The organism is Streptomyces sp. NPDC045968, assembly GCF_056430475.1.
In genome coordinates this window covers 319411-332504 of sequence record NZ_JBWKLF010000006.1, presented here as the reverse complement: position 1 = coordinate 332504, position 13094 = coordinate 319411, and the positions used below count along the sequence as shown (strand labels likewise).

General features: G+C 71.5%; 13 protein-coding genes. 10 read left to right on the top strand and 3 right to left on the bottom strand.

The window, feature by feature from the left end:
- The first annotated feature begins 56 nt into the window (after positions 1-56).
- Entirely contained in the window at positions 57-1400 is a 1344-nt protein-coding gene (locus AC07FA_RS19790) for a class I SAM-dependent RNA methyltransferase (RefSeq protein ID WP_479077031.1), read from the top strand.
- Positions 1401-1546: 146 nt separating this feature from the next.
- Here AC07FA_RS19790 and AC07FA_RS19785 read toward each other — a convergent pair whose 3' ends face one another.
- Positions 1547-1996 (bottom strand): SRPBCC family protein, encoded by a 450-nt coding sequence (locus tag AC07FA_RS19785; RefSeq protein ID WP_479077029.1) that lies wholly within the window; start codon positions 1994-1996, stop codon positions 1547-1549.
- Between the two features lie 296 nt (positions 1997-2292).
- Here AC07FA_RS19785 and AC07FA_RS19780 point away from each other — a divergent pair, with 296 nt between their 5' ends.
- Positions 2293-2565: a hypothetical protein gene (locus AC07FA_RS19780; RefSeq protein ID WP_479077027.1), complete on the top strand. Its 273-nt coding sequence runs from the start codon at positions 2293-2295 to the stop codon at positions 2563-2565.
- A 120-nt stretch (positions 2566-2685) separates the two neighbouring features.
- Here the strand turns inward: AC07FA_RS19780 and AC07FA_RS19775 are convergent, their stop codons facing one another.
- Both AC07FA_RS19775 and AC07FA_RS19770 read right to left on the bottom strand, forming a co-directional pair.
- Entirely contained in the window at positions 2686-3243 is a 558-nt protein-coding gene (locus AC07FA_RS19775; protein ID WP_479077026.1) for a sigma-70 family RNA polymerase sigma factor, read from the bottom strand.
- A 115-nt stretch (positions 3244-3358) separates the two neighbouring features.
- On the bottom strand, positions 3359-4168 hold the full coding sequence (locus AC07FA_RS19770) for a lysozyme family protein (RefSeq protein WP_479077024.1): 810 nt from the start codon (positions 4166-4168) through the stop codon (positions 3359-3361).
- 223 nt (positions 4169-4391) lie between these two features.
- Here AC07FA_RS19770 and AC07FA_RS19765 point away from each other — a divergent pair, with 223 nt between their 5' ends.
- The 8 genes from AC07FA_RS19765 to AC07FA_RS19730 all read left to right on the top strand — a co-directional run bounded on the left by AC07FA_RS19765 (position 4392) and on the right by AC07FA_RS19730 (position 13044).
- Positions 4392-5024: a DUF6668 family protein gene (locus AC07FA_RS19765; protein ID WP_479077022.1), complete on the top strand. Its 633-nt coding sequence runs from the start codon at positions 4392-4394 to the stop codon at positions 5022-5024.
- Positions 5025-5026: 2 nt separating this feature from the next.
- Positions 5027-5302: a hypothetical protein gene (locus AC07FA_RS19760; protein ID WP_479077021.1), complete on the top strand. Its 276-nt coding sequence runs from the start codon at positions 5027-5029 to the stop codon at positions 5300-5302.
- Between the two features lie 96 nt (positions 5303-5398).
- Positions 5399-5680 (top strand): hypothetical protein, encoded by a 282-nt coding sequence (locus AC07FA_RS19755; RefSeq protein WP_479077019.1) that lies wholly within the window; start codon positions 5399-5401, stop codon positions 5678-5680.
- A gap of 21 nt (positions 5681-5701) precedes the next feature.
- Entirely contained in the window at positions 5702-6475 is a 774-nt protein-coding gene (locus AC07FA_RS19750; RefSeq protein ID WP_479077017.1) for a DUF8175 domain-containg protein, read from the top strand.
- Position 6476: 1 nt separating this feature from the next.
- The gene (locus AC07FA_RS19745; protein ID WP_479077016.1) at positions 6477-7742 is read left to right on the top strand and encodes a hypothetical protein; all 1266 of its coding nucleotides are present in this window, start codon (positions 6477-6479) and stop codon (positions 7740-7742) included.
- A 150-nt stretch (positions 7743-7892) separates the two neighbouring features.
- Entirely contained in the window at positions 7893-9386 is a 1494-nt protein-coding gene (locus tag AC07FA_RS19740; RefSeq protein ID WP_479077014.1) for an SCO6880 family protein, read from the top strand.
- Positions 9387-9688: 302 nt separating this feature from the next.
- A complete protein-coding gene (locus tag AC07FA_RS19735) occupies positions 9689-11242 on the top strand; it encodes an ATP/GTP-binding protein (protein ID WP_479077240.1) in 1554 nt (517 codons plus the stop codon).
- Entirely contained in the window at positions 11239-13044 is a 1806-nt protein-coding gene (locus AC07FA_RS19730; RefSeq protein ID WP_479077013.1) for a type IV secretory system conjugative DNA transfer family protein, read from the top strand. The genes AC07FA_RS19735 and AC07FA_RS19730 overlap by 4 nt, the downstream gene beginning before the upstream one ends.
- Positions 13045-13094 lie beyond the last annotated feature (50 nt).

Below are 13094 nucleotides of genomic sequence, written 5' to 3'. Positions count from 1 at the left end.
AGACTGGTGGGTCGTTGTCCGGCCGCTTTCCCCTTGATCTCTGGAGCCACCCCCTCATGCAGAACGAATCCACTCCGCCGCAGGCCGGGGACTCGCTGATCGGGGAGGAGTACGAGGTCGAGGTCGGCCCCGTCGCGCACGGCGGCCACTGCATCGCCCGTACCGCGGAGGGCCAGGTCCTCTTCGTACGGCACACCCTCCCCGGCGAGAAGATCGTCGCCCGGGTCACCGACGGCGAGACCGGCTCCCGCTTCCTGCGTGCCGACGCCGTCCGGATCATCGAAGCCTCCAAGGACCGTATCGAGGCCCCCTGCAAGTACGCCGGCCCCGGTATGTGCGGCGGCTGCGACTGGCAGCACGCCAAGCCCGGCGCCCAGCGCCGGCTCAAGGGCGAGGTCATCGCCGAGCAGCTGAAGCGCCTCGCGGGCCTCACCCCGGAAGAGGCGGGCTGGGACGGCACGGTCATGCCGGCCGAGGGCGACAAGCTCCCGCAGGGCCAGGTGCCCGCGTGGCGCACCCGCGTCCAGTACGCGATCGACGACGAGGGCCGCGCCGGACTGCGCAAGCACCGCTCGCACGAGGTCCAGCCGATCGACCACTGCATGATCGCCGCGCCTGGCGTCTCCGAACTCGGCATCGAGAAGCGGGAGTGGCCGACGCTGTCCGCGATCGAAGCCATCTCCGCCACCGGCTCCCACGACCGCCAGGTCATCCTCACGCCGAAGCCCGGCGGCCGGCTGCCCCTCGTCGAGCTGGACAAGCCGGTCTCCGTACTCCGCGTCGAGGAGCACGACGGCGGCGTCCACCGCGTCCACGGCCGCGCCTTCGTCCGCGAGCGCGCCGACGACCGCACGTACCGCGTCGGCTCCGGCGGCTTCTGGCAGATCCACCCGCAGGCGGCCGACACCCTCGTCCGCGCGGTCATGCAGGGCCTGCTGCCCCGCAAGAACGACACGGCGCTCGACCTCTACTGCGGCGTCGGCCTGTTCGCCGGCGCCATCGGCCAGCGCATCGGCGAGAAGGGCGCGGTGCTCGGCATCGAGTCAGGCAAGCGCGCCGTCGAGGACGCCCGCCACAACCTGAAGGACCTGGAGCGGGTCCGGATCGAGCACGGCAAGGTCGACCAGGTCCTGCCCCGCACGGGCATCACGGAGGCCGACCTCATCGTCCTCGACCCGCCCCGCGCGGGCGCGGGCAAGGCGACGGTGAAGCACCTGGCCTCCCTGGGCGCCCGCCGCATCGCGTACGTGGCCTGCGACCCGGCGGCCCTGGCACGCGACCTGGCGTACTTCCGGGACGGCGGCTACAAGGTGCGGACGCTGCGGGCGTTCGACCTGTTCCCGATGACGTCGCACGTGGAGTGCGTGGCGATTCTGGAGCCGGTGGCCAAGGGCGCCTGACCTGGTGGTTTGTGGCGTAGGCCGGTCGCTCGGCCCGCTGTCCTCTGCGCAGCGGGCCGAGCGCGTCACCCTCTCGCACCCTTGCACCAAGCCCGGGAACGGCTAGCAGATGCCCGCCAGACCGGGTTCGCCCCCGACAAGGGGGCTCAGACCTCGCCGCGCCAGGATCCGGTCTCCAGGCCGCGGTCTTCGATGTACTCCTTGAACCGCTTCAGGTCGCCGGTGATCTGCCGCTTGACGAAGCCGAGCTTGTCCCCGACCGTCTCGGCGAAACCGTCCGGGTCGTAGTCGAGCTGGAGCATGACCTTGGTCCTGGCGTCGTCCAGGCGGTGGAAGGTGACCACGCCCGCCTGCTTCACTTCGCCGCCCAGCGTCGTCCAGGCGACCCGCTCGTCGGGGATCTGTTCGGTGATCTCCGCCTCGAACTCCTTCGTCGCACCTCCGATCTTCGCAACCCAATGCGTCATGGTCTCGGTGCGCTGGTCGATTCGCTCCACACCCTCCATGAAGCGGGGGAACGTCTCGAACTGCGTCCACTGGTTGTAGGCCGTACGCACGGGGACGTCGACCTCGACGGACTCTTCGACCTTCGACACGGAGCGTCCTTCCTCTTCGTCGGCCGGGCGGTGCCCAGCTCTACCCGGGGAGCCTTTCCCCTGCCAGCGCCTCTGCCCGGGTTGTCCACGTGCATGCCCGGAACAGACGCACGAGGAGAATTCGAGACCAGGATGCCCCCCCGGATACGGCTGGACCGACCTTCGGCGCTCGCTGGATCGAAGGGGTGCCGACGGGGCAGCGGCGTGGGCCGGCGTGGTCCGGGGCACATCGGGTACGCGAGGTGCGACACCAGCGCCACACCGCGCGCACCAGCCCACCGAACAGGAACGACGACATGACTGACCGCAGGCCGCAGGGAACCGCCTACACCGGGGCGAAGGGCCGCCCGCCGGCGGTGCCCGCCGACATGCCCGACCAGCAGGTCCAAGACGGCGAGGACGCCCTTGACGTGGTCCTCCCGCCGGGTGCCGAACGCCTCGAAGCGGGACCGGACGCCGCACCTGACGCCGACAAGCCGGACCCGGACGAGGCAGGCTCGGGCCGCGACGGTGCCCGCAATGCGGGCGTCCACCCGGAGCACCCCACCCCGGACGAGTCGACCGGGTGACGCGCGGTCGGCGGGCAAGGCGTCGGAACGTGAGTTTCGGCGCGGCGCGCAGACTGGCTGGAGGCGAGGGTTTGGGGCCTCGGTGCGAGGGCCGAGGGGCGGTGGTTTCGGGGTGTTTCCTCAGATGGCCGCCTGGGGTGAGGCGGTGGACGTGACCACCCCGCGTTCCTCCAGGGCCAGGCGCAAGGAGCGCAGGGCGTAGTAGACGCGGGACTTGACCGTGCCGTGGGGGATGTTGAGGGCGGTTGCCGCCTCCTGGGTGGTTCTGCCGACGAAGTACGTCTCGTACAGCACCTCGCGGTGTGCCTCGGACAGGGCCTTGAACGCCTCGCCGACCACGACCGACGAGAGGACGTTCTCGATCTCGTCCGCGTCCGCCGACATCTCGCGCAGCCAGTTGCTGCCGTCGATCTCGCAGGGGCGGGCCAGGCGGCGGCGGTGGCCGTCTATGACCAGGTTGCGGGCCACCCTGAAGAGCCAGGGTCTCAGTAAGGCCGCGTCGAGGCTCAGGTCCTGCTTGCTCCAGCAGCGCAGCAGCGTCTCCTGGATGATGTCCTCGGCCCGGTGACGGTCGCCGCCGACCAGGCGCAGGACGTATGTGTACAGCGGGTTGGCCTGCTCCTCGTACAGCGCGCGCAGGGTCTGATCCCCGGTGTCCTGTGACTCGCTCGATCCCATCAAAGACCATTGCATCGTGTACCCCCGGCGTCGGGCCTGCTGTTCTCCGTCGTCGGGAGTTTCACGGGACCGTGTCCACGGGGCGTTGACGGTCGATTGACGGCTCGTACATCCGTCACGGGGAAGGGCTCGGTGTGGGGCTCGGGGTCGGTGTCGGGGGCGGCGTGGGGGGTGTTGTGGAGGTCGGTGTCGGGGTGGATGTGGGGGCGAAGGACGGGGGCGGGGCGCCGATTCCCTCATACTTCGCGAACAGCGCCCGGATGCCCACGACATAGCCCTGGCTCGCGGCAGGGATGCCGCCGGTCCGGCGTACGGCGTCGATGTCCGAGTCGTAGGCCGCGAGTGCCAGGTCGAGCACCGTGCCGATGGCCTGGCCGTTGTCGATGAGGAGCTGGACCTCACCGGCCAGAGCGCACAGGTGGCGGCCCTGCGCCATGATCGAGTCGGCCGCGTCGAACGCCGAGACCTTGCCGTTGTCGTTCTCGTCCTCACCGAACTCCGTGAACACCGCCGGGGGAAGCTGTGAGATTCCCTCCGCCCCGTCGGGGCCGACCAGGTTCGGATCGAAGCCGGACGCGCGCTCCAGCTGGGCGGCGATCACCACCGGACCGATCGCCTCGCAGAGCGTCCCCGCCGACTTGATGGGCTCCAGAAGGTCCGCCGGTACTTGAGCGGGGTCGAGCTCGCCCTTCCCGTCCCCCTGGAACACCTCGACGACCTTCTCGGCCACGATGGCCGGCTCCGAACCGCCGCCTCCGAACAAGTGGACGAGGAGGACGAGTGGATACAGAAGCACACCGAGCCCGCCGACGACGATGACGACGATCACTGTGCCGAGGAGTACGGCCGGTGAGGTCAGGCAGCCGAGGCCGCCCGCCGCGCCCATGGCGATCTTCGCCGTGCTGCCGGGACCTTCGGAACTCATGAGCTGATCACGTTGTCTCCCTGTCTCCCTCGCTCGCGACCGTTACGGCCGTCTGTTCGAAATGAGTCGCCGAGGCCTTGAACCGGTGTGGGTGGGGCTCGCGTTGTGGCTGTCTGACGGAGCTCGACGGTCTCGAAGGAAGAGAACGGGTTCTGGAGCAGACCAGTTCAAACGCGCATGAATCGCTCGTGAGACGTTCGTGAGAAGAGAGGGTGGGGCACGCATGACTGTCCCTTCAGCGGAGCCCGCCGGTCCGCAGATGTGGGTACGGGGGCCTACGCGTCAGCAGCCCGCCGGGGAGCCGGTGACTCCGGAGGACGGGGCCACGACGATGGTGCGGCCGGTCGCCCCGCAGGGGGTGAAAAGCCCTGCGGAGCGGAGCGGACGGTCGCAGCGCCCGCGCCGGGAGCGATCCGGAACCCTGTCCGGTACGGGAGTCGGCTGGGTCGGCGCACACGGTGGTGCCGGCGTGAGCACCCTGGCCCGGGTGCTCGGCGGCACCGACCTCGGGTGCGCGTGGCCCGACCCCTCCCGCGGCGAACCCGCCCGCGTGATGCTGGTCGCCCGCACCCATGGGGACGGAATGCGCGCGGCGTCCCGGGCCCTGAACGCCCTCCGTGAAGGCCGGCATCCCGCCGGAATGGAGCTGGTGGCGCTGGTGCTCGTCGCCGACGCGCCCGGCCGGCTCCCCCTCGCGCTCGCCAACCGGGTGCGGATTCTGAGGTCCGCGGCTCCCGTGCGGCGGCTCCCCTGGATCTCCGCCTGGCGGCTCGGCAAGGAGACGAGAAAGCTCCCGAAGGAGCTGTTCCGGCTGGGTGCGCTCGCCGGTACGCGGCCCGACGGGCCGGGGGAGTGACGGTGCCCGGTATCGCCTCGGCGGGCGCCACGCTCGCCGCCACCTTCTCGCCGGGGCCAGAGGCCGGCGAGCTTCTCGGCCTGCTCGCCTGGTGCGCCTCGGCCGCCGGAGTGGGAGGCGTCATCACGGTCGGCACGCTGATGGCGCTCCAGTTGCGCAGTGGTCAGCCGGGGGAGGGCGGCGAACACTTCCGCGGGCTCTTCTTCGTCATGCTCGCCTGCGTCCTGGCCTCCACGGCCGGGCCGATCGTGTCCTCCCTCGGCTCCCTCGCACTTTGACGCTTCGTCAATTGCCGGTGTGTGTACGGGCAGTTGACGACCTTACTTCCTTCATCGCCACCGGTCGGTGGCGCACGACCCTCGCAGGAGACAGCCATGAAAACGCTCATCCCCTCGCTCTTCCACGCCTCGAACGTGCCCAATCCGAAGAGCGATGCTCCGGACGCGCTCACCCAGAAGGTCGACGTCGTGCTCGGCATCGCCGCCTGGGCGGGTACCGCCGCGGGCGTGGCCGGTGTCCTGATCACCGGCGCCATGATGGCCATCTCCATGAAGCGCGGCGAGAGTTCCGAGCACATGAGCCGTCTCGGCATGGTGCTGGGCGGCTGTGTGCTGGTGGCCACCGCGGGCCCGCTCGTCTCCTTCGTCTTCGACTAGACCGGGAAGGGGGCGGACATCATGTTCGGACGTAACCAGAGAGATGCCGGGACGGAGCAGCCGTTCTGGAACCAGCAGGGGTGGCTGCTCTCGGCGGCCTTTCTCGCCATCGTCCTCGTCATATCCGGGGTCACCTGGCTGTCGACGGGTGACGACGCGGCGGCCGCCCGGCAGGGGAGCCCCGCGAAGAAGGGGCCGCTGTCCTCCGCCGCGCCGAAGAGCGTGCCGGCCGGTGGCGAGGCGGCCGGTCCCGAACGGCCCGGCGGCTGTCTCACCGATGACAGCGACCAGACGCCTCCCGCGGCGTCGCCCGAGGATCTGGAATGGCGGTCGCTGGGCATGTCGAAGGTGCCCGTATCGCCATCGGCGGGGCCGGTCCGGACCAGCGGTGCGGTCATGTGGTGCTTCGCCCGCACCCCCCTCGGCGCGGTACTGGCCGCCCACGTGATTCCCGCCCGGATGAGCGGCAAGGACTGGCGCACCGTCACCGACCAGCAGGTCGTGCCCGGACGCGGGCGTGATCTCTTCGTCGCGCAGCGGAGCACCGTGCCGGAATCGGCCGGCAACGGAAGCGCGGCCGGCTCCTACGTCGGGTTCGCGCTGAGCTCGTACTCCAAGGAGACCGCCAAGGTGCAACTCCTCATCAGGAACGGCTCCGGTGGCTACGGAACGACCTTCGTCACCGTGGCCTGGGACGGCGGCGACTGGAAGGTGCGGCCCGAGACCAACGGGTCGCTCTACACCTCGCTGACGATCGTGACAGGCAACCACGGCTTCACCATGTGGGAGGTGTGACGTGCCCTCCTGCCCCACAGGGGACCCGCTGGTCGACGCGATCAAGGGCTTCTTCGACTTCCTGGGCGACCCGATCGGCACCATCGTGTCGGGCATCGCCAACGCCGTACTCGCCGCCGCCATCGCGGCCTTCGGTGAACTGACCGTCTCGATTCCCACGCTCTCCTCGACCGAGACCTCGCAACAGGTCAACAACCAGACGCAGTGGGTGGTCGTCTACACGGCGGTCGGCTCACTGATCTTCGCCGCGATCAGAATGGCCCTCGAACGACGCGGGGAGGCGGGAACGACCGCGCTCAAGGGCCTGCTGCGGGTGATTCTCGTGGCCGGTGCGGCGACCACGGTGGTGACCCTGCTGGCGGGGCTCTCCGACCGGTACGCCGACTTCCTCTTCAAGCAGGCCGCGTACGAGCAGCTCACCAACAACATCGGCTGCCAGAACGCCGGAGGCATCGAGGCGTTCCTGCTGCTCGTCCTCGCCTTCCTGCTGCTGATCGCCGCCATCCTGCACACGATCCTGCTCTACATCCGCCTCGGCGTGATGATCGTGCTGCTGGGCACGCTTCCGCTGGCCGCCGCCGCCTCCATGACGGACTGGGGCAACGGCTGGTGGCGCAAGCACATCGGCTGGATGATCGCCTGGCTGCTGTACAAACCCGCGGCCGGACTGGTCATGTACGCGGGCTCCGCGATGATCTCGAACGGCCAGGAGAACGGCATCCAGGAACGCATCGCCGGTATCGGCGTCATGCTCCTCTCCGCCGTCGCGCTGCCCGCCCTCCTCAAGCTCATCGTGCCCGCGACCGCGGCGCTCGGTGGCGGGAACGGCGTGGGGGACGGTGCCTCGGCCGCGGGCGGCGCGGTCGCCTCCGGAGCGAAGTCCGTCGCCTCGGGAAGCGGTGGCGGCAGCGGGGGCGGATCGGCAGGAAAGGCCGGGCCCTCCGGAGCTCCGGCATCCGCGGGCGGAGCCGGTGCGGCCGGGAGCGCGGGCGGGACGGGTGCGGCCGGTCAGCAGAGTGCCGCCGGCGGGGCCGGAGCGGCCGGTCAGCAGAGCGGTGCCGGCGGTGCCAGCGGTGCCGGTGCGGGTGGCGCTGTCGGCGGTGGTGCGGCGGGTGGCGCGGGTGCGGCCGGTGGTGCGGGTGCGGCGGCCGCCGCGGGTCCGGCCGGAGCCGCATTGGGCGCCGCGATGGCCGCCGCCCAAGGCGTGGGCCGGATCGCGAGCGGAGCCCTGGACGGCGCCGACGGGGACGCGGGCCACAACCGCTAGGGGCTGTCCGGAGAGGTCCACCGGGTCGTCCGGCCACGGCTTCGTCCTGAAGCGCCGGACGGCCCCCAGGGCCCAGGCCCCAGGGGCCCCGAACCCTGACACGACCACGGGCATCGGCCCGACCAAGCTACTGAGGAAGGAAGCAGAACCATGGCTACGGAAGCCGTTACGCATCCCACCTACGGGAACTGGCGCCGCCCCCGGCGCCCGGGACTCGGCCCACTCGGCCTGATCGGTACGTTCGGAGTCTTCGGCGGACTCGTCGTGGTGCTGCTCTCGTCACTGATCTCACTGCTCGCCGCCGTGGTGGTCCTCGTCCCTCTGGTCGTCGTCCTCACGCCACTGGCTCTGCGGACCCAGGACGGCCGCAACCTCTACCAGTTGCTCACTCTGCGCATCGGCTGGCTGCGCCGTAAGTCCAAGGGCGCGCACGTCTATGTGTCCGGGCCGCTGTCGCAGCGCCCGGGCGGCCGGTTCAGGCCGCCCGGCCTGCTGAACCGGGTGACGGCGAGCGAGGGGCGCGACGCGTACGACCGTCCCTTCGGCGTGCTGCACCACCGTCGGCGCAATCTCTACTCCGTCGTGCTGGGCTGCGAGCCGGACGGCGGGTCCCTGGTCGACCCCGATCAGGTCGACGTGTGGGTGGCGATGTGGGGCGAGTGGCTGGCCAGGCTCTCGCACGAGCCGGGGCTGCGCGGTGCCTCGGTCGTCGTCGAGACCGCCCCCGACCCGGGTACCCGGCTGGCCGCCGAGGTGCTGCCCCGGATCACCCCGGACGCCCCTCCGGCCGCGCGTGCCGTGATGGAGGAGGTCGTCGAGCGCTACCCGTCCGCCTCTTCCGAGATGCACACCTACATCACCCTGACCTACGGCGTCCCGCCGGGCCAGAAGCGCAAGCACGAGGACGTCGTCAACGACCTCGCCATCCGTATCCCCGGTCTGCTCACCGGACTTGTCGGAGCAGGAGGAGGCGCGGCGTACCCGCTCTCCGCCGAGCGGATCGCCGAAGTCGTACGGGTCGCGTACGACCCCGCCGTCGCGGCGGACGTGCTCAGCGCACGCGCTCAGCACGGGGGTACGGGACTCGAGTGGGACGACGCCGGCCCGTCCGCCTGCGTCGAGACGGTCAAGTCCTACCAGCACGACTCCGGTTACTCGCGCAGCTGGCTGCTCACCCTGGCTCCTCGCGGCACGGTGCGCTCCGGTGTGCTGCGCAGCATGCTGGAGGCCGCACCGGGGACCCGGCGCAAGCGGGTCGCGCTTCTCTACCGGCCCATCGACCCGGCGACCTCCGCGCGGATCGTCGAAGCCGACCGCCGCAGTGCCCAGTTCATGGCCACATCAGGCCGCGGGATGGTGCAGGCGCGCGCCGCATCCGAGGTGCGGGCGGCGGAACAGACGGCTGCGGAGGAGGCGTCCGGTGCGGGGCTGGTCGAGTTCTCGCTGATGTTCACCGTCACGGTCGACTCCGCCGACCAGCTGGGCGAAGCCGACGTGACCGTACGCAACCTCCTTGCGTCGTCCCGCATTTCGATGCGCCCTGCCGACCGGATGCAGGCCGCCGCGTTCAGCTGCACCCTGCCCGTCGGCATCCTTCCGTGGGAGCAGACGTTGATCCCGCACGAGCTCCAGGAGGCGCTGTGAGCGGCACCCCCACGTCGGTGCGGGTCCTCGACCTGGGCGCCGACTGGCCGGCCGGTTCCTCGGGCGGCACCACCGCGCTCAGCCGGATCTCGTTCGCGGACGCGGACGAGGCCGGGCCGGACGAGGCCGGGCGGAAGCAGGGCCGGAAGGACGCCGGGCCCGCTGCCGCGGAGGCGACGGGAAAGGCGGCCGGAAAGGGGAAGCGCGGGAGCGGGGGCCGGGCCGCCCGTCCCCGTCCCGTCCGTGAGGCGTACGTGCCCTCCCGGGGATGGGCCGGCCCCGGCGGCGGGCGCGTCGGTTACATGGACCCGCCCACCATGTGGCGCGCCACGAGCGTGCAGGCCTGCGGGCTCTGGCCGTTCGCCGCCGGTTCGGGGGCGCCCATGAGCGGCGTACCCCTCGGGCAGCACATGTTCACCGGGGCGACCGTGTGCGGCGATCCGCTGTCCTGGTTCACCCGGGCCCGGTACATCTCCAACCCTTCCCTGTTCATGCTCGGGATGCCGGGTCTGGGGAAGTCGACGCTGATCAACCGGATGCTCATCGGGCTGTCCGCGACAGGCGTGGTGCCGCTGGTGCTGGGTGACCTCAAGCCGGACTACGCGGACACGGTACGGGCCCTGGGCGGCCAGGTGATCTCCATCGGGCGTGGTGTCGGCGGCATCAACGTCCTGGACCCCGGTGCGATGGGGGCCGCCGCCGACCGCATCGGCGGTGAGGCGGGGCAGGCACTGGCCGCCGAGACCCATGGCCGTGTCCTCAACATGGTGGCCGCGCTGATCACGATCGTGCGCGGCCGGCCCATGGACGACCACGAGCAGTCGGTGCTCTCCGTATGCCTGCACCATCTGCGCGAACGCACCCCACGGGGGCACACGTTGCTCCTGCCCGACCTGCTCAGGGTGCTCGACGAAGGGCCCGCACGGGTGCGCGCGGTCACCCTGGACCGGGGGGACGACGCCAGGTACCGGGACGCGGTCGATCCCCTGCACCGCTCGCTGCTCGGCATCCTGGACGGGCCGCTGGGCGGCACCTTCGCCTCGGAGACCTCCACCCACATCAACCCGGATGCCACCGCGGTGTGCATCGACATCTCCCGTATCGGTGAGGCCGACACCCAGCTGACGGCGGCGGCGATGCTCGCCGCCTGGTCGGACGGGCTCGGCACGGTCGCGGCCTCGCACGCGCTGGCCGACGCCGGGCTCGCGCCCCGGCGCTGGTTCTTCACCGTCCTCGACGAGCTGTGGCGTCCGCTGCGTGCCGCGTCCGGCATCGTCGACCGGATCGACGCCCTGACCCGGCTCAACCGCTCGCTCGGCCTGGGCGACGCCAAGATCACCCACACCCTGAAGGACGCCGAGGCGCTGGGTACCGACTCGGACCGGGCCAAGGCGCGGGGATTCGTCGAGCGGGCCGGGATGGTCGTCGTCGCGGGACTGCCGCGGGCCGAGATGGAGGACCTCGGCAGGGTGGTCGGCCTGTCGCGGCGGGAGATCGAGCTGGTCTCCTCCTGGTCGTCGCCGCCCGGCTGGGCGAGCACCGGGGCGGATGAGGAGCCGCCGGGCCGCGGCCGGTTCCTCATCAAGGTCGGCGGACGCCCGGGCATCCCGATCAAGGTGGCGATCACCGACACCGAGCGAGGCCTGCACGACACCAACACCCGCTGGGCGTCCAACGGTTACGCCGAGGCGCGGGCCGCCGAGCGAGCCGCGGCGGAGGCGGCCGTCCTCGCCAACGGCCCCGGACCCGCCCTCACCGACGGCCCCGGACCCGCCCTCGCGGATCTCGGCCCCGCCGTGGACCTGTCGCGTCCCGTGGTCGATCTGTCCGCCCCGGCCGTACGGCGGCCCGCGTGAGCGGGCAGCCCGGCGGCCGGCCGGGAAGCGACCTCGCCCCCTGGGCGATCGTGGGCGTCGCCGGTGTGTCGCTGCTCGTGTTCGGGGTGACCTGGCTGGGCGGCACCCTGGGCGCCGCGGTGAGCGGAGCGGGCTGGAATCCGCCGCCCTTCGTCATGTCGACGTTCGGCACGCTGGTCACGGAGGGCGCGGAACGGCTCTGGCCGGGCGCCTCGCCCTACGGGGTGTACGGCGGCATCGTGGCCCTGTTCGCCATACTCGCCGCCCTGACCGTGCCGGTCGTCCGGCTCGTCCTGCGGACCCGGGGAGGGGGCGGGCACTCCGCCGGTCTCGCCGGCCGCAAGGAGCTCGCGTCCATGGGCCCCAAGGGCATTGCCGCGCGCGCCCGCGAACTGCGCCCGACCCTGAAGGGAATGAAGGAGCTCCATCCCGACGAGACCGGGAACCTCCTCGGTGACCTGGAGCCTTCCGGGCCCGAACTGCGCTCCTCGTACGAGGACGTGGAACTGGACCTGATGGCACCACGCGCCGGAAAGTCCACCGGAATCGCCATCCCACGGGTGCTGCGCGCGCGTGGGGCCGTGCTCCTCACGTCGAACAAGTCGGATGTGTACGCCGTCACCCGCGCCGAGCGGGCGAAGACCGGCACCGTCTGGACGTTCGACCCCCAGGGCATCGCCCACACCCCGCGTGAGATGTGGTGGGACATGCTCGCCGAGTGCGTCACGATCGAGGGCTCGCGTCGGCTGGCGGGCCACTTCGTGGCCTCCGTCAACGACGACGCCTCGCAGAAGGACTTCTGGATCTCGGCGGCGCAGAACACGCTGACCGCGCTGTTCCTGGCGGCGGCACGCGGCCGTGCGCCGGTGACCGATCTGCTCGGCTGGCTCGCCGACCCGGCCGACCGCACACCGATCGACCTGCTCCGCGAGGCCGGACTGGCCGCCATGGCCGAGCAGTTGCAGGGCACGGTGCGCGGCGCGGTGGAGACCCGTGACGGCATCTACGAGACGGCCCGGCAGTGCGTCTCCTGTCTCCTGGACCCGGGCATCCTGGCGTGGGTGACCCGGGACCCCGACGTACAGCAGTTCCGGCCCGAGCGGCATGTCCTGGGACGCGACACGCTCTATCTGCTGTCCAAGGACGGCGGCGGCTCGGCGGCCGGGGTGATCGCCGGCCTCGCCGACGCCACCATGAGGGCGGGCGTCGTCGCCGCCGAGCGGATGGGCGGCCGGCTTGACCCGCCGATGACGGCGGTGCTCGACGAGGCGGCGAACGTGTGCCGCATCGCTGATCTCCCCGACCTCTACAGCCACTTCGGCTCGCGCGGCATCAACGTGGTGACCCTGTTGCAGAGTTACCGCCAGGGCGCCCGTGTGTGGGGGGACGCGGGCATGGACGCCCTGTGGAGCGCCGCCACGGTCAAGCTGCTCGGTGCGGGACTGGACGACGCGGACTTCGTGGAGAAGATCTCCAAACTGGTGGGCCAGCACGATGTGAGCACCGTCAGCGTCTCCAGAGGCAGGGACGGCTCCTCCCGCTCCACCTCGTACCGCCAGGAGCAGGTGTTGCCGCCGGACCGGATACGGGCGCTGCCGAAGGGCACGGCACTGCTGCTCGCCACGGGTGTACGGCCGGCGTTGATCCGGCTCCGCCCCTGGTACAAGGAGCCGGACGCGGGCCGCATCTCGGCGGCGGCGAAGGCGGAGGTGGCGGCCATCACGGACCGGGCCGCGCGGTCGTGGTCGAAGGCGGCCATGACGGAGGCGGGGGAGGCGGGGGGAGCGCTGGAGTCCGTGTGAGAGGGGTTGGTGCGGTACGGGTGGGCGGGAGGACCTGGTGAGGGTGCTCC

Excerpts from the sequence above, each read along its gene's own strand:
- AC07FA_RS19735 (WP_479077240.1), top strand. The coding sequence starts at position 9,689 with ATGGACCCGCCCACCATGTGGCGCGCCACGAGCGTGCAGGCCTGCGGG.
- AC07FA_RS19765 (WP_479077022.1), top strand. The coding sequence starts at position 4,392 with ATGACTGTCCCTTCAGCGGAGCCCGCCGGTCCGCAGATGTGGGTACGG.
- AC07FA_RS19755 (WP_479077019.1), top strand. The coding sequence starts at position 5,399 with ATGAAAACGCTCATCCCCTCGCTCTTCCACGCCTCGAACGTGCCCAAT.
- AC07FA_RS19750 (WP_479077017.1), top strand. The coding sequence starts at position 5,702 with ATGTTCGGACGTAACCAGAGAGATGCCGGGACGGAGCAGCCGTTCTGG.
- AC07FA_RS19780 (WP_479077027.1), top strand. The coding sequence starts at position 2,293 with ATGACTGACCGCAGGCCGCAGGGAACCGCCTACACCGGGGCGAAGGGC.
- AC07FA_RS19790 (WP_479077031.1), top strand. The coding sequence starts at position 57 with ATGCAGAACGAATCCACTCCGCCGCAGGCCGGGGACTCGCTGATCGGG.
- AC07FA_RS19740 (WP_479077014.1), top strand. The coding sequence starts at position 7,893 with ATGGCTACGGAAGCCGTTACGCATCCCACCTACGGGAACTGGCGCCGC.
- AC07FA_RS19770 (WP_479077024.1), bottom strand. The coding sequence starts at position 4,168 with ATGAGTTCCGAAGGTCCCGGCAGCACGGCGAAGATCGCCATGGGCGCG.
- AC07FA_RS19775 (WP_479077026.1), bottom strand. The coding sequence starts at position 3,243 with ATGGGATCGAGCGAGTCACAGGACACCGGGGATCAGACCCTGCGCGCG.